Source organism: Luteimonas fraxinea (genome assembly GCF_021233355.1).
In the GTDB taxonomy this organism is placed as follows: domain Bacteria; phylum Pseudomonadota; class Gammaproteobacteria; order Xanthomonadales; family Xanthomonadaceae; genus Luteimonas; species Luteimonas fraxinea.
The window spans coordinates 1,939,686-1,962,692 of the sequence record NZ_CP089507.1 but is presented as its reverse complement, the minus strand read 5'-3'; the positions used below and the strand labels follow the sequence as shown (position 1 = coordinate 1,962,692).

Genomic DNA, 23,007 nt, shown 5'->3' with positions numbered 1-23,007 from the left:
ACCCTTCGGCCCCATCGCATGCGGTGGGGCCGTCGCATGTCAGCGTCTACAATCGCCGCCGATGTCCACGCCGCCCGCCATTCCAGAAGACGAACTCGTCGAGCGTTTCGTGCGCGCGAGCGGTCCCGGTGGCCAGAACGTCAACAAGGTGTCGACCGCGGTCGAGCTGCGTTTCGACATCGCCGGTTCGCCGTCGCTGCCCGAACACGTCCGCACGCGGTTGCTGGCACGCCGCGACCGGCGCATCACCGAAGCCGGCGTGCTGGTGATCAACGCACAACGCTTCCGCACCCAGGACCGCAACCGCGAAGACGCGCGCGAACGCCTCGCGGCGTTCGTCGCTTTCGGTTACGAAGTGCCCAAGGCGCGCGTGGCGACGAAACCCACGCGCGGCTCCAAGGAGCGGCGGCTGGGGGCCAAACGCGAACGCAGTACCATCAAGCGCGGTCGTGCCACGCGCGACTGGGATTGATCCCGTCACAGTAGGCCCTGCGCCGAGGACGCATGAGTACTTCGAAGTATCCGTTCCTGGTTCCCGTGCCACCGCGCGCTCCGCGTGTCAGGCCCAGCTGCCTCGCACGCTGGATCGGCCGCAGCATCCTGCGTGTCGGTGGCTGGCGCGTCGTCGGTGAATTGCCCGACGTCCCGCGCCTGGTGCTGATCGGCGCGCCGCACTCGTCCAACTGGGACGGCGTCTGGGGCTTCGCCGCCAAGGCCGCGCTGGGCCTCGACATCCGCGTGCTCGGCAAGGATTCGCTGTTCCGCATTCCGGTACTCGGCTGGGCACTGCGCGCGCTCGGCGTGATTCCGGTCGATCGCAGCCGCGCCTCGCGCGTCATCGAACAGGCCGCCGCCGCGATCAATGGCAATGACGCCTTCTGGTACGGCCTCGCGCCCGAGGGCACGCGCAAGCGTGTCGAACGCTGGAAGACCGGTTTCTGGAAGATCGCCAAGGCCGCCAACGTGCCGATCCAGACGCTGTATTTCCATTACCCCGACAAGGTCATCGGCTTCGGCCCGATGTTCCAGCCCAGCGACGATGCCGACGCCGACATGGCGATGATCCGCAACTGGTATGCGCCTTGGATGGGCAAGAACCGCGGCACCGTCTGACCGGGCATCGGCACGGGGCGTGCGGTGCGTAACGCGTCGATGCCCGTGAGCGGGAGCCGCGTGCGCGATGTCGGCCCCGAGGCTGCAGAACCGTACCGGCCGCGCCGCGCCCTCCCGCACCAAAAGCTGAATCGGCCAACCAACGGCACATACCCAAGCGCCCGCGACAGGCGCACGCTGCGCGGCTGGCGGGCCGCGCCCAGCGCGACCGACGTCATCCCTGCGTTGTCTTTCCGGAGTTCCCTCCCATGTTGCGTACGTTGCTCCTGTCTTCCGCGATCGCGCTGGCGCTGTCCGCCTGCGGCGACCGCACCCCTGCCGAGCCCACGATGCCCGCTACCGATACCGCCGCCACCGCCGCGCCTACCGAGAACGCCCTGTTCACCGCCAGCGCGCTGCCGTTCCAGGCCCCGCCCTTCGACAAGCTGAAAGATGCCGACTACCAGCCGGCCATCGAAGAAGGCATGAAGCAGCACCTGGCCGAGATCCGCGCGATCGCCGACAACCCCGAAGCGCCCACCTTCGAGAACACCATCGAAGCCATGGAGCGCAGCGGCGAACTGCTGACCCGCGCGACCAATGTGTTCTTCATGCTCACCGGCGCCAATACCAACCCGGCGCTGCAGACCGCCGAGGAAGCGCTGGCGCCGAAGCTCGCCGAGCACAGCGACGCGATCTATCTCGACCCCGCGCTGTTTGCCCGCGTCGAAACCATCTACGAAGCGCGTGAGTCGCTGACCGATCCGCAGCAGAAGCGTCTGGTCGAGCATTACCAGGAGTCCTTCGTGCGCGCCGGCGCGCAGCTGTCGGAGCGCGAAGACGGCAAGCCGCTGCTGCGCAAGCTCAACATCGAGGAAAGCTCGCTGTCGACGGCGTTCGGCAACAAGCTGCTCGCAGCCGGCAACGCGGGTGGCGTGTTCGTAACCGATGTCGCCGAACTCGACGGTCTGGATGAAGGCGCGATCGCTGCCGCTGCCGATGCCGCCAAGGCCGCCGGTAAAGAAGGCCAGTGGCTGCTGAGCCTGCAGAACACCACGCAGCAGCCGGTGCTCGCCTCGCTGAAGAACCGTGCCCTGCGTGAGCGCGTGCTCGCCGCGTCCACCGGTCGCGCCGAACACGGCGACGCCAACGACACCCGCGCCACCATCCAGCGCCTCGCCGAACTGCGCGCGCAGAAGGCGCAGCTGCTCGGCTTCCCGAACTACGCCGCCTACAGCATCGCCGACCAGATGGCGAAGACCCCGGAAGCCGCGCTGAAACTGCTCACCGACACCGTGCCCGCCGCCACCGCGCGTGCGCGCGCCGAGCTCGCCAAGATCCAGGGCGTGGTCGATGCACAGAACGGCGGCTTCACCGCCGGCGCCGCGGATTGGGATTTCTACGCCGAGCAGGTGCGCAAGGCCGAGTTCGATCTCGACGAGTCGCAGATCAAGCCCTACTTCGAGCTCGACCGCGTGCTCAACGACGGCGTGTTCTTCGCCGCCAACCAGCTCTATGGCATCACCGCCAAGGAGCGGAAGGATATCCCCGTCTACCACCCCGACGTGCGCGTGTTCGACATCTTCGACGCCGACGGCAAGCAGCTTGCCCTGTTCTATCTCGACCCCTTCAAGCGCGACAGCAAGCAGGGCGGCGCGTGGATGGGCAACTTCGTCGAACAGAACGGCCTGACCGGCACGATTCCCGTCGTCTACAACGTCGAGAACTTCACCAAGCCCGCCGCCGGCCAGCCCGCGCTGTTGAGCTTCGACGACGTGACCACCCTGTTCCACGAGTTCGGCCACGCGCTGCACGGCTTCTTCTCGAACACCAAGTACCCGTCCGTCGCCGGCACCAACACCCCGCGCGACTTCGTCGAGTTTCCGTCGCAGTTCAACGAGCACTGGGCACTCGACCCCAAGGTCTTCGCCAACTACGCCAAGCACTACCAGACCGGCGAAGCCATGCCGCAGGAACTGGTCGACAAGATCGTCACCGCGCGCACCTTCAACCAGGGCTACGCGACCACCGAATATCTCTCGGCCGCACTGCTCGACCTCGCCTGGCACACGCTGCCCGCCGGCGACGCCAAGCAGGACGTCGATGCATTCGAGAAGCAGGCGTTGACGCAGTACAAGGTCGACCTCGCCGCCGTGCCCCCGCGCTACCGCACGAGTTACTTCAGCCACATCTGGGGCGGCGGCTACGCGGCCGGCTACTACGCCTACTTCGGCGCCGAAGTTCTCGACCACGACGCCTTCCAGTGGTTCCGCGAGAACGGCGGCCTGACCCGCGAAAACGGCCAGATCTTCCGCGACAAGATCCTGTCGATCGGCCATTCGCAGGATCTCGCCGGGGCGTATCGCGAGTTCCGTGGCAAGGAACCGAGTGTGGAGCCATTGTTGGAGCATCGTGGGTTGAAGTGAAACGCGATGCGTGGCTGCTTGCACTGAGTTGAAGCATGCAGGAAGGCGGCCCTCGGGCCGCCTTTCTTCTGTGCGCGTAGATCGATCCCTGCGTTATGCGACGAAAACGATTGATAACGCGCTGGAGATCGGGATGTCGCATAACGCGGCGTTCGGTTTCGCAGGGCTACAGGCAGGAGCTGCGCAAGCGACTGATCTTCATGAAATTATGCTGCGTGGCAGGAGACCCGCCGACGCGCCATACTTGGTGCAACACCTCGCATCCGGGGTCGAATACTAGTTAGCGCTACAGGGGAGTGTCCATGTACTCACTAGATGCAATCGGAAAATCCATCGCCGGAATGGATGATTATCAGCTTATACAGCGTTGGAAAGACGGACTATTTAGCGATGAGGCCAAGCCTCTCGCGGAAGATGAGTTCCGGAGACGCGGCATAGACTTGGCTGATCCAGTTCCTCGTCCATCTAGCTTTGATGTTGACCTTGCGCCAAAGCCATTTAAACCAAAGTTGTTGCCCATACTATTCGCGGCAATCGCCGGTGCCACGGTTGGGCGCGAACTTGGCGGAGCTTTGGCTGGCGCTATCGGCGCGGCTTTTCTATCGGCAGTAGTCGCATTACTTGGCTGGTATGTCGGCGGTGCTGTTGCCCGCTTCGCCCATAAGCGCAAGCACTTGTTGATCCGCGTACTGATTTGTGTTGCAGGTCTGGTTGCTTGGCTTTATTTGAGTGGCGTTGGAGTGGTGTTTGCACGTCTCATGCGGGGCACGCTTGTCAAGTAGCGCTAACAATTCATTCAAGCCGAACCCGCTTCGCGGCTCGGCTTAATTCAGGCGTTAGGCGGCTGACTAAGTGTCCTAACCAGTGTTGTTCGTGTTTCTACAAGGAGAGAGAAATGTCGTGGCATATCAACAGTTCGGTATTGGTTCAGAGCGACGGAAACAAGACTTGGTGGACCACCGTTTACGACCCGGGCGATGACGTCCCCGTCTCTGGCATTTACCGTTGCCTGGGTTGCAAGAGAGAAATTACATCCAACAAGGATGACCCATTCCCCCCGCAGAACCATCACCAGCACCAAGCCGGTCAAGGCGCTATACGCTGGAAACTCAACGTAAGAACGAACACCAATGGAGATTGAGTTGGTAGGCACGCCGCCTAACAATTCATTCAAGCCGAACCCGCTTTCGCGGGTCGACTTAATTCAAGCGTTAGAGGTCACAGGAGACGTTCATGCCAGATCAGGATGCTCCGGCCGACGATCTTAGGTCGTTCAATGAGCGCACCTTCTCGGAACTTAAGACTGAGCTGTTCAAGCGTCAAGTCTCGAACGCAGAAAACTTCGATAAAGCGATACTTACCTTCTCAAGCGGAGCACTCGCGCTTTCACTTGGCTTTCTTAAAGACTTTGTTTCGCTCGACACGGCGAGTTTGCCTTACGTCCTGTACGCATCATGGTTCTTGTTTGTTTTCTGCATAATTATCACAGTCGCATCCTTCCTTGTCAGTCAGATTGGGATCCAGAAACAGCTTAAGCTTGCCAAGCGTTACTACCTCGACTCTGATGAAAGCGCGCTGCAAGAGAAGAATGGTCCGTTGAAGTTAAGTAATGGACTCAACTGGTTTTCCGGAGCGCTTTTTGGACTGGCTGTTTTTTCAACTGCGGTTTTCGTAGCCACAAATGCTGAGGAGGCTTCAATGACAAGCTCACGGAACAATCCGTCCGACGAAGTTATTTCAAAGATCATTAGCGGCGAGACTAGGATCATAAAAGGAATTACTGCCGCTGAGATTACCCCAAGACCGGCGTCATCTAAACCTGTGCCGACACCTGAAACAACTCCAAGCGAAGAGCCGGGCGCACAAGACACCACAGGTAAGCCTCGATGATGACGGCTTGTGACCTCTAACAATTCATTCAAGCCGAACTTGCTTCGCAAGTCGGCTTAATTCAGGTGTTATGTTGCAACAAACAATCCGGCGACCCATGGCCAAAAAGCTCAGCTTCGAAGCTAAAGAGAAGATGGTGGAGCTCGCCGGAGCTTGCTTTTGGTATTGGGCGGGCTTCTATAGCTTCCTCGACAGCTGCGGCGTTCCAAAGACTGTGCAACGCAAATACCCACGAGAGACATACAATAAATACACAATGATGCGCGCGGTGCTCGAAGACCTCGATCAGGTGGGTAACAGCGATCTAGTCAACGCCATTGCATCCGGCTTCTACCGGCTGAAAGGCCCAATTGATCGGGACCAGCTCGACGAAAAAAAAGCTAAGAGGCTGCTGTCAGAGTTCCACCAAGCCATCGGTGACGATCCGATCGAAGCCGAAATCAAGAAGCGAGAGCACGAGCGAGCAAAAGCCACCCACGCACAGTCAATCGCTGATCGGCGCGCCCAAGGCAAACGCCTTGAAGACTTGAATTCTGAGTTTCTTAATCTCACAACCGCAAGTGATGTCACCCCGCAACAGCGGGGGTTTAAGCTTGAGCTGCTGTTCTTTCAGCTTCTCCACCTGAGTGAGCTTGAACACTCGAAGCCGTATCGCACACCAGGTCGCGAGCAAATTGACGGTCACTTCAAGTACGAGAAGTTTGACTACCTCGTAGAGGTCAAGTGGACGCAAGAGCTCACAAAGCAACCTGACCTGTCAATTTTTGATGGGAAGATACGCGGCAAGGCGCAGAGCACGAGGGGCTTCTTCGTGTCGGCCAACGGATTTGATGATATGGCGGTGCAAAAGTACTCGGGCGACTCGCCCCGGATAATTCTTATGACTGGGGAGGACTTGGCGCTCGTGCTGAGCGGCCGCGTCCTGTTTGCTGATGCGATGCGAGCGAAGCTAGATTCAATCGTTAGACTTGGAACCATTCTTTTTCCGGTCAGAAAGATTGCAACATAACAATCCATTCAAGCCGACGCCGCTTCGCGATGCGGCTTTACTCAAGCGTTATGTGGCACTGGAGTTCGTCACAATCGGAGATTTGCAATGACCAAGTTTCTCGGCGCTGACGGAAAGTACCATCCGGCTGGTTGGTTCCTTGGACAAGACGGCAAGTACCACGCCCCAGGTTCATTTTTGGGCCTTGACGGCCAGTACCACCCTAAAGGCTACCAACTTGGCCTCGACGGCAAGTATCACAAAGCCGGATCAACTCTTGGCATGGACGGGAAGTATCACGAAAATGGTTCTACCCTCGGATTAGATGGCCAATATCACAAGCAAGGAGAGGTTCTTGGGCTGGACGGAAAGTACCACCCCAAGGACTCAGTGCTTGGTCTCGACGGCCAGTACCACCCCAAAGATCACTTTCTCGGCCTTGATGGTCAGTACCATCCCAAGGGAAGCCTCTTGGGCATAGATGGCAAATATCACCCTCTTGGCTACTTCCTTGGCGTGGATGGCGCGTACCATCCGCCTGGCTCCATCCTCGGTGTAGATGGCAAGTACCACTGAGGTGCCACATAACAATTCATTCAACTGTTAGCCACTCTTGACCCAATGTCGCGCTTATCCAACATCATTCACAAGCTTGCCCCGGAGAGAATTCGATTGGCGTGGTCTAGGCGGGCTATCCAGCGCGGCTACGGTAATGCGATCGCTGCGGCACGAAGCGCCAAGAAGTTCAATGAGGTCGCTGAGCTCGAAGGAGCAGAACGATTCGAGATGGAACTGCAGCAGGAGCTGGAGGACAGCTACCTCACGTCAGAGCTACTACGACAATCTAGGCGATTAAGGGTTCCAATTCCTTACATCCGAAGCTCTGACGATACGGAATCAGATATTTGGTATGAGGGGCGGCAAACTGGTGGCCGGTACTTGACCGTTGCAGGTGTCCGCTCTCTTCGGCAGGAGATTCGACAAGAGCTTAAAGATCGCCATGAAAGTAGCTCTCGTTTTCTTGTCTGGATCACAGCACTGACAGGCATCATTGGTTCAATCACCGGTCTTGTCGCAGTTCTTCTGCGTAATGGCTAACATTTCATTCAAGCCGGCGCCGCTTCGCGGAACGGCTTAATTCGCGCGTTAGCGGTCACAGGACACTACTTTATGGATCCACTAACGGCGGCAACTAGCTTCGCGACGATCGTCGGCTTGCTGAGTAATTTCAAGAGTGAACGATCCGGCAATCAACTGTCAGATTTCGTTGAATGGCTGAGAGAAAAGCGCCATGAGGACGTTGCCCTGAGAATTGAGCGCAATCAGGCACTCGCAGTGCAGCTGAAGTCCATACTCGCGCTTAACCACCAAGAGCTTGTGCAACGTCTCGACAGTCTCGATTCAGTTCTTGCCTCTGTAGCATCTCATGTAGGAACTTTTTCAAATCTAGCTACTTCAGTTCGGCCAAGCACTGTTCTGTCAGCTCAAGCAATTTCTATTGTTAAGCAGTTCGTTGCCTCGGGGGCTAACGAATGCTGGGAGCGCAAAGTCCTTGGCCCAGCTGGAACCCGCTACCACTTTATCGGCGGATCCGATGGACTCCAGATCGATGAGCCGCGATTTGTTGAAGATGACCTAGACACTTTGGTTGAATTTGGCATCCTCAGACTCGACTACGGCAGCAAGGGCACTAGAAAGTTCATTATTACTCGCCAGGCCGTACAGCTGGCAAACTCGGCGTGATCGGTGCTGACAGTTCATTCGATCCGATCCTGCTCTGCGGGTCGGATTAATTCTGGCGGTTAGACGACATTGGGAGACAACGTCGCGCGTGAAGCAGTCAAAGCCATGCATCTTCTGTGGCGCTTATGGCAATCAGAGCAAGGAGCATTTCTATCCTGCTTGGTTGGCTGAATTTATTGAATCCGGCAAGGTGCATAACGTCGCGACCCTCGTTACTCAACTTGGGGCTGGCCCTAAGGAAGTCACTGAGCGTTACAGGCGCCAAGGGCACCTAATCTCCAAAACGCTCCGCGTCGTGTGTCGACCGTGCAACAACGGGTGGATGAGTCAACTGGAGTCGGCGGTGAAGCCGCTGCTCGTCATTGCGGTTACGGGGCAGGAGCGTACGCTTGAGATTCCAGACATAACGTTGCTGGCTCAATGGGTATGCCTGAAAACCATGATTTCTGAGCACGCAGATTCAGAGCTGGCTTCCACACCAGCTGCAGATCGCCGGGCCTTCTATGAAGCGCGCGCTATCCCTGGCTATTACCGTATCTATCTAGGCGCGCAGTCCACACAGTCCGTTACGTGGCTATATCGCCACTCGTCGACGATTTCGTTGAGCAGCACCGTTCAACCACCGCTCCTAGACGGCCTGTCCCGCAACGTTCAAACCGTGACTTTCATCCTCGGCCGTTTGGTCTTTCACGTTCTCGCTGCGCGGGTCTCAGGCTTCGAGCTCGATCGGGATCTTTGCTATCCCGGCCTTCAGAAGATCTGGCCCATGCCGCCGTCACCTGTCAGCACGGCTGAGCTAAGGGCACTCGATTCTTCCCAGCTGGCTTTAGTCCGGGAGTCTTTCGAGACATACCTTGCATATCAGCGGCCACGATTCGTAGACAATGTAATCTAGCAATTCGTCCAAGCCGACGCCGCTTCGCGCCGCGGATTAACTCAGCTATTAGGCATTATTCGGAGACATATGAATCGTCTTGTTGCGATTCCATTGCTGCTCGCCTGCATGACCGCAGGTGCGATTGTCGTTCGACACGACGTACCCGATTCCGCCTACCTGGTGCCGGACGCTGCTCTGCCGGCTCTGGTGGACCTCCCGCATGAGAGGCGTGGCGTGCTTGTCGCACCGCGATGGGTCCTCACTGCGGCGCATAGCACCCAGTTGCATCCGATTGCCGAGGTCATGCTCAACGGCGAATGTCTCAAGGTTGAGCAGGTCTTTTTCCATCCCGGCTACAAGCAACTCCCAGAGCAACTGGCGGTACAGGATCCGGAGGGGGCTATCAGATTTCTAGCTGGTCTCGACGACATTGCGCTCATCAAGCTGGCGCTGCCTGTCACGAGGATTAAGCCGGTGGCGCTGTACAGAGGCAACGCCGAGCTCGGAAAGACGGTTGTGCTTTTCGGCAAGGGGGCGACCGGAAACGGCCTGAACGGCGAAATTGCTGGCGCAAATCGCACGAAACTTCGAAGCGCGGAAAACGTCATCTCTGCTGTCGAAGAACGGGCGCTTGTCTACACGTTCGAATCTGGCGCCGCTGCCTTGCCACTTGAGGGCATGCTTGGCAATGGGGACAGCGGCGGCCCAGTGCTCGTCCAGAACGACCACGACTGGGAGCTGGTGGGTTTGGCACGCGGTAGGCTCAGCACAGCAGCGCCGGGGTTTTACGGGCAGCAGAGCCATCAAATTCGGGTGTCGTACTACCTGCCGTGGATCGATGCGACGATGAGCGGCACTCCAGGGTCGTAAGGTCGAAACAGGGGTCCGAGTGCAATTTCGTCCGAGACCGCATCGGCACTTGAAGGGAATTGGGTAGTCGCGTTAAGTGCGACCACATCGGAATGTCTGACCCGCACCATGCAAGTTCTCTGACTTGACCGTCGAGGTCGAGCCGTAGCAGACTCGATCCCAAGGAGCCTAGAAACTCCTCGTACAGCGGTACCCACCTCCGAAAAACCGGTGGGTTTTTTGTGCCCGTCTTCTAGCGGGTGCAACCGACGCGATGCCTGCGTCGGGAGGGCGGCTAATACAACACCCTTCGGGGAAATACGCCCGCCGTCTGTACGCGGTTTCTAGCCTCCCGACTTCCCGTCCACCATTCCGGTGGCCGGGCACTTCATGGATTGAGGAGAGGCGACGATGTCGAAGTTCGAGATGGATGACGAAGATACGGTGGGCTACTTCCTGCCCGAGGACAGCCAGTTCCGGCTGAAGAAGCTGCGCGAGCACATGGATTTCCTGTCGCGTGTGTCGCAGCCGCGCACGGCGAACGAGGACGATGAGTACATCCCGGACATCCGCGCAGGCGAAGTGGCGGTCTGCCTGGAGTTGCTGGGCGAACAGGTGGAACTGGTGCTGGACGAGGTGACGTTCCCGGCGATGCGGAAGGCACGCAAGGCGCGATCTGCGGCCGAGGACACCGAAGGCGACGATGACGATGAGGAAGAAGACGGCGCAGAGGCTGACAAAGCTATCGGCGTGCACGCTGCCGTCGCCGACGCGCCCGTACTGCGCTTCGGTGTGACGCTGGACCAGATCGATGCGCTGAACCGCCTGCTCGAGCTGATTTCGGCGCATGGTGATGTGGTGTCGGCCGGCGAGATGGCGGACTACGCGACGCAGACGATGCCTGTCGTAGGGCACGCGATCTTCGACCACGCGGCCAAGGTGCGCGAGATCCTTCTGCAGGTTGAAGATCAGACGCTTGATCAAAGCTCGGCGCAGAACCGCGTTCGTGAAGCGCCGGCTGTGTACGGCGTTGCGCCTGCGCGCCTACACCTGCAGCACGCCTGCGCCTCGAAGCACGTGCAGTTCCACTAGATCGGGTACGGCGCAGTTCTAGACGTCGAAAGGCAGATGCAGGTGTTCGCGCCTGCTTCTGCTGTCGTCGCACCGGAAGATACGGTGCCAGGTGCACCTGATTGTGGTGGAATCGTCGCGCAAGGCGTCGACTGCGAAGGCGCGACGCTATGCACATCCAGGGATTCCATGAAAACAAGCGCCATACATCGATGTTTTGCATTGCTGGCTGCGGTGACCGTGGCAGGTGCGATTGCGTTCCTCGTCCCCTACATCGCGGGTGCATCGACGTTTGAAGGGAGCGCCGGATACCTGTCGGCACTGCTCTTTCTCCCGGCGCTGTTGCTGGTTGCGTTGCTGATGCGGGCCTGGGGTAAGCGACTTGTTCCGAACACATCGGCCTATCGCGCAACGCTGGTCACTTACGGTGTGCTGTCGATTCCAGCCGTCTTCGTCATCGGCACGCTCCTGTTCTGATGTAGCGCCTGAAACAGGTGTCCGGATGGATGCTCGCGACACGCGTAGATGACGGTGCCAGATTCGCGTCCCGTGGTTACGCCGATCTCCTGAAAGGATGGATCCCGATGGCCAAGTACCTGATCTCCTTCCCTGCCGCCGCGATGGTGGTGCGCGACGTCGAGCTGGAACACGCCAGCCGCGATTCGCATGCGGTCATCGAAGCGGCGAAAGCGGCCGGTGTCTATGTGTTCGGCGGGGGCATCGATGCGGGCGTGCCGGTGGTGCGCGTGTCGGGCGATGGCACCGTTGCTAAAGGCGGCTATCCATCCGGTTCCGAACTCGATGGGGGCTTCGCGGTCCTCGAGCTTCCGTCACGCGACGCAGCGGTGGCGTGGGCCGCGCGGCTTGCAACTGCCTGCCGATGCGATCAGGAACTGCGGGTCTTCCAGTTCGATCCCGCATCGTGAGTCGCACGGCGTAACGGTGCTCGGTGAACTCCGCCTTGCGGGGAGCGTCGCGCGAGGCATGGACCGATCTGCTGCGAAGAATGAAGGCGCGGTTTCACCGATTTCAACGTCGCGACAGAAGAAGACCGCAGGCGCCAGACGTCGGGATGCGCATCGCACCCGCTTGCAAATGCAAAAGACGCATTCGCTTAGACTTCCGGCACTGAATCAAATGGTCCGGATATCTTGAGAATCACGCCTACACCGATCACCGCTGCGCTTGCAGGCATCGTCGCAGGCACGGCGATGTCGGTTTTCTGGTTGCGACTGGCGGACGACACCATGCTGATGGTCGTCGCCTTCCTGCTCGCCGTTGCGCTGCCGGCACACGCGTTCGTTGTGGGCTTCGGGCCGAATCAGACGGTAGGTCGAGGCGCTGTCGACAAGGCCTTCCTCACGCGTGGCGTGGTCTGGCTGCTCTCGGCTGCCCTTGCGATCGGGGTGACGCAGGCGCTCCGGTAACGGGCTCGGGTTTGCTGTTCGAGTTCGTCGCTGATTCACGACGGCGGCGCATCGGGTTTCGCTCGAAACGTCGAGCAACGCGTCAACGGACTTGTCGCACTCGGACTCGGGTGTGGATCTCTTGCGCGGCAAGTGCCTTGGGCTGGCAACGCCGAACGCAATCGGTGGCCGCTTTGCCGCCACAATGCGTGTCCGTTCCGGTCAGGCTTCGAGTATGACGAGAACACTGAAATGGCTGTGCCTTGCACTGCTTGTTGCAGCGACCGTGGCGTGCCCGCTGGCCGATGCGCAGACCCCCGTCGAGTTCACGCCGCGCGCTGGATTCGGGGGGGAGAGCGAGGGTCGCGGTACGCTGAAATTCGTCTTTCGCAAGCCGCGCGCGTTTCACGTCACCAGTCACGGCATCGAACAGAGCGACGGGACGTTCCGTCTGGATCAGACCATCACCTTCGCCGGCGAGCCGCCGCAGTCGCGCTTCTGGGTCATGACACGGACCGCGGCGCATCACTACGCGGCAACGCTCAGCGACGCGGCCGGGCCGGTCGAGGCGTCGGTCTCGGGACCGCGCCTGTCGCTGCGCTACAGGGTGAAGGGACCGGTGTTCATGCATCAGGAACTGGTGCTGTCCGCGGACGGGCGCACGATCGACAACGTGGGCGTGGTCAGACTGCTCGGCATTCCGATCGGCCGTCTCCAAGAGACGATTACGCGCAAGGTGCCCGCGTCTAGTTCAGACGACCCGGTCGATCCGGGCCGGTAACGGTGTCAGTCGCTGCACCGTCCGCTTCACTGCACACTCGCTGACTCCCTGACATTTCCAGGTGACCGCCATGCCTCGTTTCGTCGTTCTGCTCCGTGGCGTCAATGTCGGCAAGGGCAACCGTGTACCGATGGCGGCGTTCAAGCAACTGCTCGAATCCCTGGGCTGTACGCAGGTGCGGACGCTGCTCAACAGCGGCAATGCGGTGGTCACTGCGCCGGTGCGCTCGACGGCGAAGTTCGCGCAGACCATTGCCGATGCGTTGTCCGCGCAGCTGGGCGTGTCGACGCCGGTCATCGTCAAGTCGGCAGCGGAGGTGGACCGCATCGTCAGCGAGAGCCCGATGGCGCCGGCCGAGTCAGAGCATTCGCGGTGTCTGGTGATCTTCGCGCAGGCACCGGAAGCGCTGCGGCTGCTGGACGATCTGCAGCCGCTGGCGGTGTTGCCGGAGCGGCTCGTCGTCACCGACGACGCCGGCTATCTGGAATGTCCGGCCGGCTTGCTGGAGAGCAAGGTCGCGCCCGCGCTTCTGGGCAAGGCAGGTCGCGCATTGACGACCCGCAACTGGGCGACGGTGCTCAAGCTGCGTGCGTTGCTCGATGCGGGGTGATGCAGCTTGTGTGACTGCGGGTTTGCGAATGAACACTCAAGCGTGTGGCGCGCCTCAAAGATGATTGAGGATCATGTTGCCCGTCACGAATGCGAGGAAGCTGACGGTGACGTACGACATCACGAACGAGAACACCCAGTCCTGACGGAGCTGCAGACGCAGCGCTTCGGTTGCAGGCAGTTCGCGTGACTGCATGCGCCTGCGATCGATCTCCAGCAGCGGCATCGCGATCCCGAGTCCGATCGCCATCGGTGCGTACACCACCACCAGCGTGGCGAGGCTGGAGAACGAACTGCGCCCGAAGCTGAAACGGGCGAGGTAGGCGTTCAACGCTTCCTGATGCCCGGGGGGCGCGTAGGCGGCGAGCAGCGATGCCATCGCGAGTGCGTAAAGCGCAACGTACAGCGCGATCTGCAAGCGCGTCTTGCGGACCCGCGGCACCGGCGAAGCGGGTTCGGCGCCGATGACCGGCATGTGGTCGCCGACCTGCAGTTCACCGGACGCCAGCTTGCGACTGATGGCCCAGTAATGCCGGTACACAGCACGATGCACGATCGGAAAGACGACGACGCTCAGCAGCCCGGTCAGCATCGTGTTGAGGATGGCCTCGGCCGACAGCTCCGCCGTGGTGTAGACATTGATCGCGTACACCGCGCCGATCCATGTGAGCAGCAGCACGAAGACCAGCCCCATGCCGAGTGCGTAGATGCCGAGCAGCCGGGTGATCTTCATGGATGGCGCGCTCTGATGCGACGGATGCAGCATGTGCGGACGGGCATCGGGCCTCAATCCATTGCGAATCGCACGGGCACGCGCACCACCGCGAGGCCCTCGTGCTTCGAGGCAGCATCCCGATGGAACCGCCACTTGCGCGCGGCCTCGGTGGCGGACTGGTCGAACGCCGCCTGGCCGCTGCTGGTCTGCACGAGCGCGGCCGCCGCTGCGCCGTCGGGCTCGACCAGGAGGGTCAGGATGACGCGGCCTTCGATGCCGGCGTGGGTCATCGTGGGTGGATACCGCGGTGGATTGCTTCGACGGGACGCTTCGTCGATCGAGACCACGGGCATCGCGCGATCGCCTGTGCCGGGCGCATGGCAGACGGCATCGGGCTTGGCCGCGAGCAGCAGTGTGAAGCCGTAGGACGCGACGCCCTGGGTGTTCGCCTGTTGGATCTCACCCGGTGTGGCCATGGCGCCGCAGTGCGCGGTGGCCATCACGACCAGTGCCCGCTGCTGCATCGCCGCGATGTCCTGCGTGGGCGCGCGGCCGACGGCGCGGCAGCCTTTGGCGTCCTGCTTCAGCGTGAGCGCGTGCATGCGGACATCGGTGAGCGACGCTCTGGCAGGCAGCACGCGGCATCCGTCGCGTTCGATCACGGCGTCCGGCTGCGACGCGCAGCCCGCAAGCCACAGCAGCGCAAGACAAGCCCCCAGTCGACGCATCGCGCGTTCCTCTGCTGATCACCCGGTGTGGGCTGCCGAAGCGTAACCGGCCGGACAACGAATGCGAGGGTGATGTCGCGCGGGTGATCGTGCGGCGTCCGCCCGCTTCAGCGCATGACACTGCTGTTTGCACGAATCCAGAACCAGTGTCGTCCGCGGATGCGCCGGCCGCCGCGGCGTCTTGCGTACGCGAGCGTGACACCGACCGAAAGCGCGATCACCAGCAGCCGCAGGCCGACGGTCCACAGCGGCCCGAGTGCGTTGTCGGCCACCGGGAACACCACCCACCAGGCGTTCATCAGGACATGGAACGCCACCGGCACCCACAGATCGAAATCCCATTCGACGTAGAGCCACGCGAACCACACACCGCCCAGCGCGGTGATGGCGAAGATGCCGGCCGCCTCGACCGCGCTGCCGCCTTGCGACAGATGCGCGGCGCCGAACAGCAGCGCGCCGGTCAACGCCGCCGGCACGAACCCCCAGCCCGCGATGCGGAACAGCAGGCCGAACAACAGGCCGCGATACAGGAGTTCTTCGCCGCAGCCGGGCAGCAGCGCGTGGCGCATCAGTGCATGCGGCGTATCGGCATCGAGTGTCAGCGGCGCTTTGAGTGCGAGTCCCAGTGCCATCGGCGCGGTCAACAGCAGACCGAGCACCAACGCGCGGAGGGGACGGCCGTCGAGGCCGAGCGCACGGGCGGCGTGGCGTGGCCGGGTCAATAATGCCGCTACGCCCAATGCGACGATCCAGTGCGGCAGATAGCCCAGCAGCGCAAGCGCCCATGTGCGCGTCGCGCCGTTCCAGTCGCCGGCAACGGCGCGGAACAGATCGAGATGGAAGTGATCCAGCCACAGGAAGACCGCGATGATCGGCAACGCGGTCCAGCGTCTGATTCGAAATCCGTGGGCAGCTGTGTCAGCAGTGCCGGTGATGATGGGCATTGGCGCGAGATGGCCGGTCGGGGATCGGTTGCCATCCTTGCCTGCCGCGCATGCACGCACAAAGGCCGCAAGTCATGGCGCCGCACTGATGCCGAAAGCCGAGCTGCGTGCGTGTCGACCCGTGACGCCTGGCGCACAATACGAGTCTCGAATTCGATCCGGACGTGTCATGGAACTTGAAGCCCTTCTCATCGCGGCCCTGCGCGAAGCCGGCTACGGCCCGGACGCCATCGGCTCGGCGATGCCTCGGATCATCCGCATCATGCAAGCCGAGGATGTGCGTATCGAGATGGGCCGCAGCCTGTCGCGCAAGGAGCGCGAGTACGTGCGCCTGCAGCTCGAACTGGGCCTCAACGTGTCGGAAGTCGTGGCAGGTCTGCAGAAGTGACCGACGCCTCTGCCGCCGAGCGGCCCGCGATGCAGACGGTCATCGGCACCTGTCACTGCAAGGCCGTCGAATTCGAGGTCGATCTGATCGACGGCTTCGAGAACATCCGCCGCTGCAACTGCTCGATCTGCAGTCGCAAGGGCGCGGTGATGGCCGGCGTGACGCTCGACCGCCTGCGCGTGACCCGCGGCGCCAATGTGCTCAGCCTGTACCAGTGGAACACGAAGATCGCCAAGCACTGGTTCTGCAGCGTCTGCGGCATCTACACCCACCACCAGCGCCGAAGCGCGCCGAACGAATACGGGTTCAATCTGGCGTGTATCGAGGGCGTGGATGTCACGGCCATCGGTGAGATCGGACGCAGCAACGGGGCGGCGCAGAGTCTGGTGTAGCGCCGGGGACCGATGTCGTTCTGGATTGCGACGTGTTCTGTGTCAAAGCCAGCCGAACTTCCTAGGCCAACAAGCGTGCGCGCAAGACGCTTTCCACCCGTTGGGCGCCGACCGATGCATGCCTGATTTCGTGCGAGAAGCACCTCTCCCTCTGGGAGAGGTCGACGCGCATGCGCGTCGGGTGAGGGCGAATCGTTGGCGTCATGGCGTCATGGCGTCATGGCGTCGCCCGTTGCCGGTCGCTTGAATTGCCTGTCCTCCAGGCGGTCGCGAGCGCCCTGTCCCTCACCCCAACCCCTCTCCCGAAGGGAGAGGGGCTAAAAATCTGCCTGAGCCAAGACGGAATGAGCGAGATGGCGCGACGCGCATCGGCGACGTATGTGCACTGTGCAAATCAGGCTTGTTGTCAGTTGAGAACATCGAGAAATGGTGGGGCGGCGCGCACCGAGCATCAATTGCCTGCTTCGACACACCTGCTGAGGGATGACGCCGCATCCCGGTCGATCCTGCCTGCTAGCATCCCCACGCCGTCGCCATTCCGGCGACGCAGCACGCAAGGGGATTGCAATGCGCAATTGGGGAATCGGCGCCGCGTTGGCGCTGGCCGTGGCGGCTTCGGGGTCGGTCGTCGCGCAGGATGGACAGACGCGAGAGGTCCAGTCGAAGGACGGCACGTTCACCGGCGAGATCGTCGGTACGCCCGCCGAAGGCAGCAAGTTCGCGCAGCTCGAAATCGGCATGAGCATGCAGGACGTGCAGGAACTGCTGGATCGCGCGCCGGATCGCTTCCACACCTACGAGTCCGGCAAGCGCTGGATCCCGTTCTACTTCGGTAACGACGCGACGCGCCTGCAGGCGCTGTTTCGCGACGAGGGCTGCCTGATCTTCACGGGCGGCAATGTGTGGGGCGGCGGTGGCAGCGAGCTGATCCAGATCGAAGCCGATCCGTCGGGTGCCTGCTACCAGCCTTGACCGCAGGACCATGGATCGCGATGTCATCGTCATCGCGGTCTGACAGACTGTACGGGCGGATAACCCGCGCGTGCGGTCTGTTTCGATTCGACGCCAGGACGTTTCAGCCCTTCAAGGAAGACACATGACTTCGATACGCATGACGGTAGTGGTTGCCGCACTTTTCGCGACCGGCTGTGTGAGCGGCGTTTCCAACGACCAGGCGCGCTGGCTGCAACCTGCGCAGGCGATCCAGCTCGCCGCCGACGCTGCGCCACGTGGCGCTGCTGGCACCTTCTCGATGCAGGTCAATGCGATCGGTCATCAGGACGGCGCGACCTATCTCAACTCCGAGACCGATTACCGCGACCAGCGCAATCTGACGGTCGCGCTGACGCCTGCGGCGGCACGCCAGCTGGAACTGCGCCTCGGCGAGCCACTCGCCGTCGCACTCGAGCACAAACGCATCCTGGTACAGGGCGCGGCAACGCGAGTGCGGATCAACTTCACCACGGCCGGCCAGCCAACGGGCAAGTACTACTACCAGACCCATGTGCGCGTGACCGACGCGGCGCAGATCCAGCTGCAGTAAGTCGCGCGCGTTGACCGGTCGCGACGATACAGCCTTCACCCGCCCGGCCCCGCAACGGGCGTACGCTCGCCGCGATCCGCCACGAGCCGCGCCCATGTCGCAAGTCCCCGCACCCCGCCGCCGCACCGGTGCCTATGTCGCGATCGCGGCGATCGTGGCCGCCGTCGGCGGTGCCTTCGCCTGGACCGCAGGCTGGCTCACGCCGGACCGGCTCACGTCCGCGCGCATGACCGATGCGATCGAGGCGACATCGACCACGCCGTATCCCGGCTTCCGGCGCGCACATGCCAAGGGCATCTGCGTCGTTGGTCATTTCGAAGGCAATCCGGAAGGCGCCGCGCTCAGCAGCGCAAGTGTGTTCTCCCGGACCGATACGCCAGTGCTCGGGCGCCTGTCGATCGGCGGTGGCTCGCCTTACGGCCTGGACGCGCAGGCGCGCGTACGCAGCATGTCGCTGGTGCTCAAGGGCGCCGACGGCAGCGAGTGGCGCATGGCGATGAACAGTTTTCCGTTCTTCGGTGCGGCGTCGATCGAGACCTTTCTCGAACAGACGCGCGCGTCGGCGCCGGATCCGGCGACCGGCAAGCCGGATCCAGAACGTATGGCCGCGTTCGCCGCGCAGCATTCCGAAGCGCAGCGCTTCGCCGCGTGGGCGAAGTCCGCGCCGTGGTCCGACAGCTTCGCCAACACGCAGTACAACGGCATCCACGCCTACCGCTTCACCGGCAAGGGCGGTGAACGCCTGGTGCGCTGGTCGATGCGTCCGCAGGCGCCGTTCGTCGAGATGACCGCCGCGCAGCGCGAGGCGGCGGAAGGCAATTATCTGCAGGACGAACTGCGTGAGCGGCTTGCGAATGGGCCGTTGCGATGGGACATGGTCGCCACGATCGCTGCCGATGGCGACGATGCCAGCGATCCGAGCACGCCCTGGCCCGATGATCGCGAACAGGTCGTCGTCGGCACCGTCGTGGTGACCGACGCGCAGGACCAGGCGACCGGTGCGTGCCGCGATCTGAACTTCGATCCAACCATCATCCCGACCGGCGTTGCGCTGTCGGACGATCCGATCCTCGCCGCACGCGCAGCCGTGTATGCGCAGTCCTTCGATCGACGCGAGCGCGAGGTCGCGCGCGGCGCCGATGTCGACGGCACACCACCCCCGGAGGCCGCCCGATGAACGCGCCGACCGATCGCCATGATGCATTCGCCCGCGTGCTGCACTGGAGCATGGCGATCCTGATCCTGGCGATGCTGTTCGTCGGTGTGGCGATGGTGTCGTCGATGACGTTGCGCCCGTCGCTGCTGATGCTGCACCGGCCGATCGGCATCGCGCTGCTGGTGCTGGTGATCGTGCGCTTGATCCATCGACTGCGGCGTCGCACGCCCGAGTTGCCGCGCGATCTCCCGCAGTGGCAGCGCGCTGCGGCGCATGCCTCCCATGTTGCGCTGTACGCGTTGATGTTCGCGATGCCGTTGATAGGGTGGGCGATGGTGTCGGCGGCCGGTAATCCGGTCGTGGTGTGGGGCGATCTGCATCTGCCGTCGATCGCGCCGCACGATCCCGCGATCTACAGCGTGTTGCGCGCCGCGCACACGTGGCTGGCGCGCGCGTTGCTCGCGGTGATCCTGCTGCATCTCGCCGCCGCGCTGTATCACGCGTGGGTCCGTCGCGATGGCGTGTACCGCACGATGGCGCCGGTGCCGCTGGGGCCGCGTCCGCACGATGACCGCGTGGCCGCGCGCACGGAGATCGACGCGCCTTGAGCCGCTTGCGACACCTGCTTCGTTAGGCTGGATTCTTTCGACAGGAGTCCAGCCATGGCGAAGACCGCCCGTCCGCGACACAGCACACCGGCCGACACTTCGGTCGCCGTCGATGCCTTTATGGCCGATCTCGATCACCCGCACGTCGACGCCGTGCAACGCCTGCGCGCGCTGGTGCTGGGCGTCGATCCAACGGTCGCGGAAGGCATCAAATGGAACGCGCCGAGCTGGCGCACCACCGAATACTTCGCGACCACGCAGCTGCGCGCGACCTCCGGCATCGGCCTGGTCCTGCACCGCGGCGCCAAAGCGCGTGCACTGCCCGACGGCGGACTCGCGATTGACGATCTCGACGGACTGCTGACCTGGCCATCACCGGATCGCGCACTGCTCGCGTTCGCCAACCGCGACGACATCGAAGCCCGCGCCGACGCGGTGCAGACCCTGCTGCGCCAGTGGATCGCGCACGTTTGAGACGGCGGATCGCCTGCAGACGACCCGGTCGCTGGCGTCGGCGCTTGATTCCGCGCCATCGACACCTATATCCAACATTCGCACCACATCCACACGGACGCCGCACGCAATGACCGCACCCGCCGAAACCCGCAAGTTCGAAGCCGAAGTCGCCCAGGTCCTGCATCTGGTCACGCACTCGCTGTACTCGCACAAGGAGATCTTCCTGCGCGAGCTGATCTCCAACGCCTCGGATGCCTGCGACAAGCTGCGCTTCGAATCGATCGCCAATCCCGACCTTCTGGCGGGCGACGGCGAGCTGCACATCGATGTCAGCTGGGACAAGGCGGCGCGCACGGTGACGATCCGCGACACCGGCATCGGCATGAACCGCGACGACGTGGTCGCCAACATCGGCACCATCGCCAGCTCCGGCACGCGCCGCTTCCTCGAAGCGATGAGCGGCGAGCAGAAGGCCGATGCACGCCTGATCGGCCAGTTTGGTGTCGGTTTCTACTCGGCCTTCGTGGTCGCCGATCGCGTGACCGTGCTGACCCGCCACGCGGGCGCTGCGCCCGACGCCGGTGTGAAGTGGGAAAGCGACGGCCGCGGCGAGTATTCGCTCGAAGACGTCACCCTGCCCGAGCGCGGCACCACCGTCGTGCTGCATCTCAAGGCAGACGAGGACGAGTTCCTCGACGGCTGGAAGCTGCGCTCGCTGGTGACGAAGTACTCCGACCACGTCGCGTTTCCGATCCGCATGCCCAAGGACGCGCTGTCGGCCGCTGAAGGCGAGGACGAGCCGAAGGCCGACGCCGCGCCGGAGTGGGAGACCGCGAACGACGCATCCGCGCTGTGGACCCGCCCGAAATCCGAGATCACCGAAGCGGAATACCAGGGCTTCTACAAGGCGCTCGGCCACGACTTCAACGACGCGGCCGCGTGGACCCACAACCGCGTCGAAGGCAGCCAGAGCTTCACCACGCTGCTGTATCTGCCGTCGCAGCCGCCGTTCGATCTGATGATGGGCGGGCGCGACGAGCGCAAGGGACTGAAGCTCTACATCAAGCGCGTGTTCGTCATGGACGCCGCCGAGGAACTGCTGCCGAATTACCTGCGCTTCGTGCGCGGCGTCGTCGATGCCGACGATCTGCCGCTCAACGTCAGCCGCGAACTGCTGCAGCACAACCGCCAGCTCGACCGCATCAAGGGCGCGTGCGTGAAGCGCGTGCTCGATCTGATCGAGAAGCTCGCGCGCGACGAGCCCGAGAAGTTCACCGCGTTCTACAAGGCCTTCGGCAACACGCTGAAAGAAGGCATCGTCGAAGACGCCAGCAACCGCGAGCGCATCGCCAAGCTGCTGCGCTTCGCGTCGACGAAGGGCGAGGGCGCATCGCAGACCGTGTCGCTCGACGACTACGTCGGCCGCATGCCGGTCGGCCAGGACACCATCTGGTACATCACCGCCGATGGCTACAAGGCCGCTGCCGGCAGTCCGCAGCTCGAAGCCTTCCGCGCGAAGGACATCGAAGTGCTGCTGATGTTCGACCGCATCGACGAATGGATGCTCGGCAGCCTGCACGAGTACGCCGGCAAGTCGATGAAGAACGTCGCCAAGGGCGAACTGCCGCTCGATGAAGCTGACAAGGCGAAGCAGGCCGAAGCCACGACTGCCGCCGCACCGCTGGTCGAGCGCATCAAGGATCTGCTCGGCGACCGCGTCGGCGATGTGCGCGTGTCCGCTCGCCTCACCGATTCGCCGTCCTGCCTCGCGCTCGCCGACTACGAAATGGCCCCGCACCTCGCCCGCCTGCTGCGCGAAGCCGGCCAGGACGTGCCCGAGAGCAAGCCGACGCTCGAGATCAACCCGCAGCACGCGTTGCTGCAGCGGATCGAAAGCGAAGCGGATGATGCGAAGGCGACCGATCTTTCGACGCTGCTGCTGGAGCAGGCCGAGATCGCCGCGGGCGCGCCGCTGCCGGATCCCGCTGCGTTCGTGCAGCGGATGAACCGGGTGCTGTTGGGCGGCTGAGGCAGGCTGCTGAAGCGCATGCAGCCCATCAGTTGCGGCGTCAAGTTTTGAGCCCTCCCCCGCACGCGGGGGAGGGTTGAGTGCGGCACACGTTCCGAGCGCATGAAGCGTGACGCGCGCGAAACTGCCTCGCTGCTTTGCGCGTGCGAAACAACAGCTGCAAGACGCACGCTTATGCTGTGGACGATGAGCCGGATGTCGTCCGGTTGGGCATACAATTTCGTTGTGTTCCACCACGTGTCCGCCCTCACCCCAACCCCTCTACCCCGGTGGGCACGTAGTCCCCGAGGGAGAGCGGCTCAAAGCGTGTACGTCG

The 23,007-nt window shown here is 62.5% G+C and carries 28 protein-coding genes; 25 read left to right on the top strand and 3 right to left on the bottom strand.

Translation table 11 applies throughout. The features are described 5' to 3' along the window. Positions 1-61: 61 nt before the first annotated feature. From arfB to LU699_RS08670, 17 genes are all read left to right on the top strand, one after another. Positions 62-472: an alternative ribosome rescue aminoacyl-tRNA hydrolase ArfB gene (arfB, locus tag LU699_RS08750; protein WP_232136571.1), complete on the top strand. Its 411-nt coding sequence runs from the start codon at positions 62-64 to the stop codon at positions 470-472. A gap of 32 nt (positions 473-504) precedes the next feature. Beyond that, on the top strand, positions 505-1,113 hold the full coding sequence (locus LU699_RS08745) for a lysophospholipid acyltransferase family protein (RefSeq protein WP_232136570.1): 609 nt from the start codon (positions 505-507) through the stop codon (positions 1,111-1,113). 248 nt (positions 1,114-1,361) lie between these two features. Beyond that, the gene (gene dcp / locus LU699_RS08740; protein ID WP_232580559.1) at positions 1,362-3,518 is read left to right on the top strand and encodes a peptidyl-dipeptidase Dcp; all 2,157 of its coding nucleotides are present in this window, start codon (positions 1,362-1,364) and stop codon (positions 3,516-3,518) included. A gap of 302 nt (positions 3,519-3,820) precedes the next feature. Next, complete coding sequence (locus LU699_RS08735; RefSeq protein WP_232136568.1) at positions 3,821-4,300, top strand: hypothetical protein; 480 nt, start codon at positions 3,821-3,823, stop codon at positions 4,298-4,300. 451 nt (positions 4,301-4,751) lie between these two features. Next, a complete protein-coding gene (locus LU699_RS08730; RefSeq protein WP_232136567.1) occupies positions 4,752-5,408 on the top strand; it encodes a hypothetical protein in 657 nt (218 codons plus the stop codon). A 97-nt stretch (positions 5,409-5,505) separates the two neighbouring features. After that, complete coding sequence (locus LU699_RS08725; protein ID WP_232136566.1) at positions 5,506-6,417, top strand: restriction endonuclease; 912 nt, start codon at positions 5,506-5,508, stop codon at positions 6,415-6,417. Between the two features lie 87 nt (positions 6,418-6,504). Beyond that, positions 6,505-6,972: a hypothetical protein gene (locus LU699_RS08720; protein WP_232580558.1), complete on the top strand. Its 468-nt coding sequence runs from the start codon at positions 6,505-6,507 to the stop codon at positions 6,970-6,972. A gap of 45 nt (positions 6,973-7,017) precedes the next feature. After that, entirely contained in the window at positions 7,018-7,494 is a 477-nt protein-coding gene (locus tag LU699_RS08715; protein WP_232580557.1) for a hypothetical protein, read from the top strand. A gap of 72 nt (positions 7,495-7,566) precedes the next feature. Further along, the gene (locus LU699_RS08710) at positions 7,567-8,139 is read left to right on the top strand and encodes a hypothetical protein (protein ID WP_232136562.1); all 573 of its coding nucleotides are present in this window, start codon (positions 7,567-7,569) and stop codon (positions 8,137-8,139) included. Positions 8,140-8,482: 343 nt separating this feature from the next. Further along, the gene (locus tag LU699_RS08705) at positions 8,483-9,034 is read left to right on the top strand and encodes a hypothetical protein (RefSeq protein ID WP_232136561.1); all 552 of its coding nucleotides are present in this window, start codon (positions 8,483-8,485) and stop codon (positions 9,032-9,034) included. A gap of 69 nt (positions 9,035-9,103) precedes the next feature. After that, positions 9,104-9,886: a S1 family peptidase gene (locus LU699_RS08700; RefSeq protein ID WP_232136560.1), complete on the top strand. Its 783-nt coding sequence runs from the start codon at positions 9,104-9,106 to the stop codon at positions 9,884-9,886. Between the two features lie 390 nt (positions 9,887-10,276). Continuing rightward, a complete protein-coding gene (locus LU699_RS08695; RefSeq protein WP_232580556.1) occupies positions 10,277-10,957 on the top strand; it encodes an XAC0095 family protein in 681 nt (226 codons plus the stop codon). Between the two features lie 36 nt (positions 10,958-10,993). After that, positions 10,994-11,413 (top strand): hypothetical protein, encoded by a 420-nt coding sequence (locus LU699_RS08690; RefSeq protein ID WP_232136558.1) that lies wholly within the window; start codon positions 10,994-10,996, stop codon positions 11,411-11,413. Between the two features lie 107 nt (positions 11,414-11,520). Next, positions 11,521-11,862 carry a YciI family protein gene (locus LU699_RS08685; protein WP_232136557.1) on the top strand — a complete coding sequence of 114 codons (342 nt, stop codon included), beginning with the start codon at positions 11,521-11,523 and terminating at the stop codon, positions 11,860-11,862. A gap of 321 nt (positions 11,863-12,183) precedes the next feature. Beyond that, positions 12,184-12,363: a hypothetical protein gene (locus LU699_RS08680; RefSeq protein WP_232136556.1), complete on the top strand. Its 180-nt coding sequence runs from the start codon at positions 12,184-12,186 to the stop codon at positions 12,361-12,363. Positions 12,364-12,475: 112 nt separating this feature from the next. Continuing rightward, complete coding sequence (locus LU699_RS08675) at positions 12,476-13,123, top strand: DUF3833 family protein (protein WP_232136555.1); 648 nt, start codon at positions 12,476-12,478, stop codon at positions 13,121-13,123. Between the two features lie 70 nt (positions 13,124-13,193). Continuing rightward, positions 13,194-13,733 (top strand): DUF1697 domain-containing protein, encoded by a 540-nt coding sequence (locus LU699_RS08670; protein WP_232136554.1) that lies wholly within the window; start codon positions 13,194-13,196, stop codon positions 13,731-13,733. 54 nt (positions 13,734-13,787) lie between these two features. Here LU699_RS08670 and LU699_RS08665 read toward each other — a convergent pair whose 3' ends face one another. The 3 genes from LU699_RS08665 to LU699_RS08655 form a co-directional block, all read right to left on the bottom strand. After that, positions 13,788-14,465, bottom strand: a complete 678-nt coding sequence (locus tag LU699_RS08665; RefSeq protein WP_232148349.1) for a hypothetical protein — start codon at positions 14,463-14,465, stop codon at positions 13,788-13,790. 53 nt (positions 14,466-14,518) lie between these two features. Next, positions 14,519-15,175: an energy transducer TonB gene (locus LU699_RS08660; protein ID WP_232136552.1), complete on the bottom strand. Its 657-nt coding sequence runs from the start codon at positions 15,173-15,175 to the stop codon at positions 14,519-14,521. A 107-nt stretch (positions 15,176-15,282) separates the two neighbouring features. After that, positions 15,283-16,053 carry a CPBP family intramembrane glutamic endopeptidase gene (locus LU699_RS08655; RefSeq protein WP_232136551.1) on the bottom strand — a complete coding sequence of 257 codons (771 nt, stop codon included), beginning with the start codon at positions 16,051-16,053 and terminating at the stop codon, positions 15,283-15,285. On the opposite strand from LU699_RS08655, the gene LU699_RS08650 reads away from it, so the two are divergent. The 8 genes from LU699_RS08650 (at position 16,043) to htpG (ending at position 22,691) form a co-directional block, all read left to right on the top strand. Beyond that, on the top strand, positions 16,043-16,507 hold the full coding sequence (locus tag LU699_RS08650) for a hypothetical protein (protein WP_232136550.1): 465 nt from the start codon (positions 16,043-16,045) through the stop codon (positions 16,505-16,507). The genes LU699_RS08655 and LU699_RS08650 overlap by 11 nt on opposite strands. Then, positions 16,504-16,899, top strand: coding sequence for a GFA family protein (locus LU699_RS08645; RefSeq protein WP_425491213.1), 396 nt, complete (start codon positions 16,504-16,506; stop codon positions 16,897-16,899). Before LU699_RS08650 ends, LU699_RS08645 begins: the two co-directional genes overlap by 4 nt. A gap of 567 nt (positions 16,900-17,466) precedes the next feature. Continuing rightward, complete coding sequence (locus LU699_RS08640) at positions 17,467-17,871, top strand: hypothetical protein (RefSeq protein WP_232136549.1); 405 nt, start codon at positions 17,467-17,469, stop codon at positions 17,869-17,871. Between the two features lie 124 nt (positions 17,872-17,995). Beyond that, the gene (locus LU699_RS08635) at positions 17,996-18,442 is read left to right on the top strand and encodes a hypothetical protein (protein WP_232136548.1); all 447 of its coding nucleotides are present in this window, start codon (positions 17,996-17,998) and stop codon (positions 18,440-18,442) included. 94 nt (positions 18,443-18,536) lie between these two features. Next, the gene (locus LU699_RS08630) at positions 18,537-19,619 is read left to right on the top strand and encodes a catalase family peroxidase (RefSeq protein ID WP_232136547.1); all 1,083 of its coding nucleotides are present in this window, start codon (positions 18,537-18,539) and stop codon (positions 19,617-19,619) included. Next, positions 19,616-20,206 (top strand): cytochrome b, encoded by a 591-nt coding sequence (locus LU699_RS08625; protein WP_232136546.1) that lies wholly within the window; start codon positions 19,616-19,618, stop codon positions 20,204-20,206. The genes LU699_RS08630 and LU699_RS08625 overlap by 4 nt, the downstream gene beginning before the upstream one ends. Positions 20,207-20,260: 54 nt before the next feature. Continuing rightward, a complete protein-coding gene (locus LU699_RS08620) occupies positions 20,261-20,680 on the top strand; it encodes a DUF1801 domain-containing protein (RefSeq protein WP_232136545.1) in 420 nt (139 codons plus the stop codon). A 109-nt stretch (positions 20,681-20,789) separates the two neighbouring features. Further along, positions 20,790-22,691, top strand: coding sequence for a molecular chaperone HtpG (htpG, locus tag LU699_RS08615; RefSeq protein ID WP_232136544.1), 1,902 nt, complete (start codon positions 20,790-20,792; stop codon positions 22,689-22,691). Positions 22,692-23,007 lie beyond the last annotated feature (316 nt).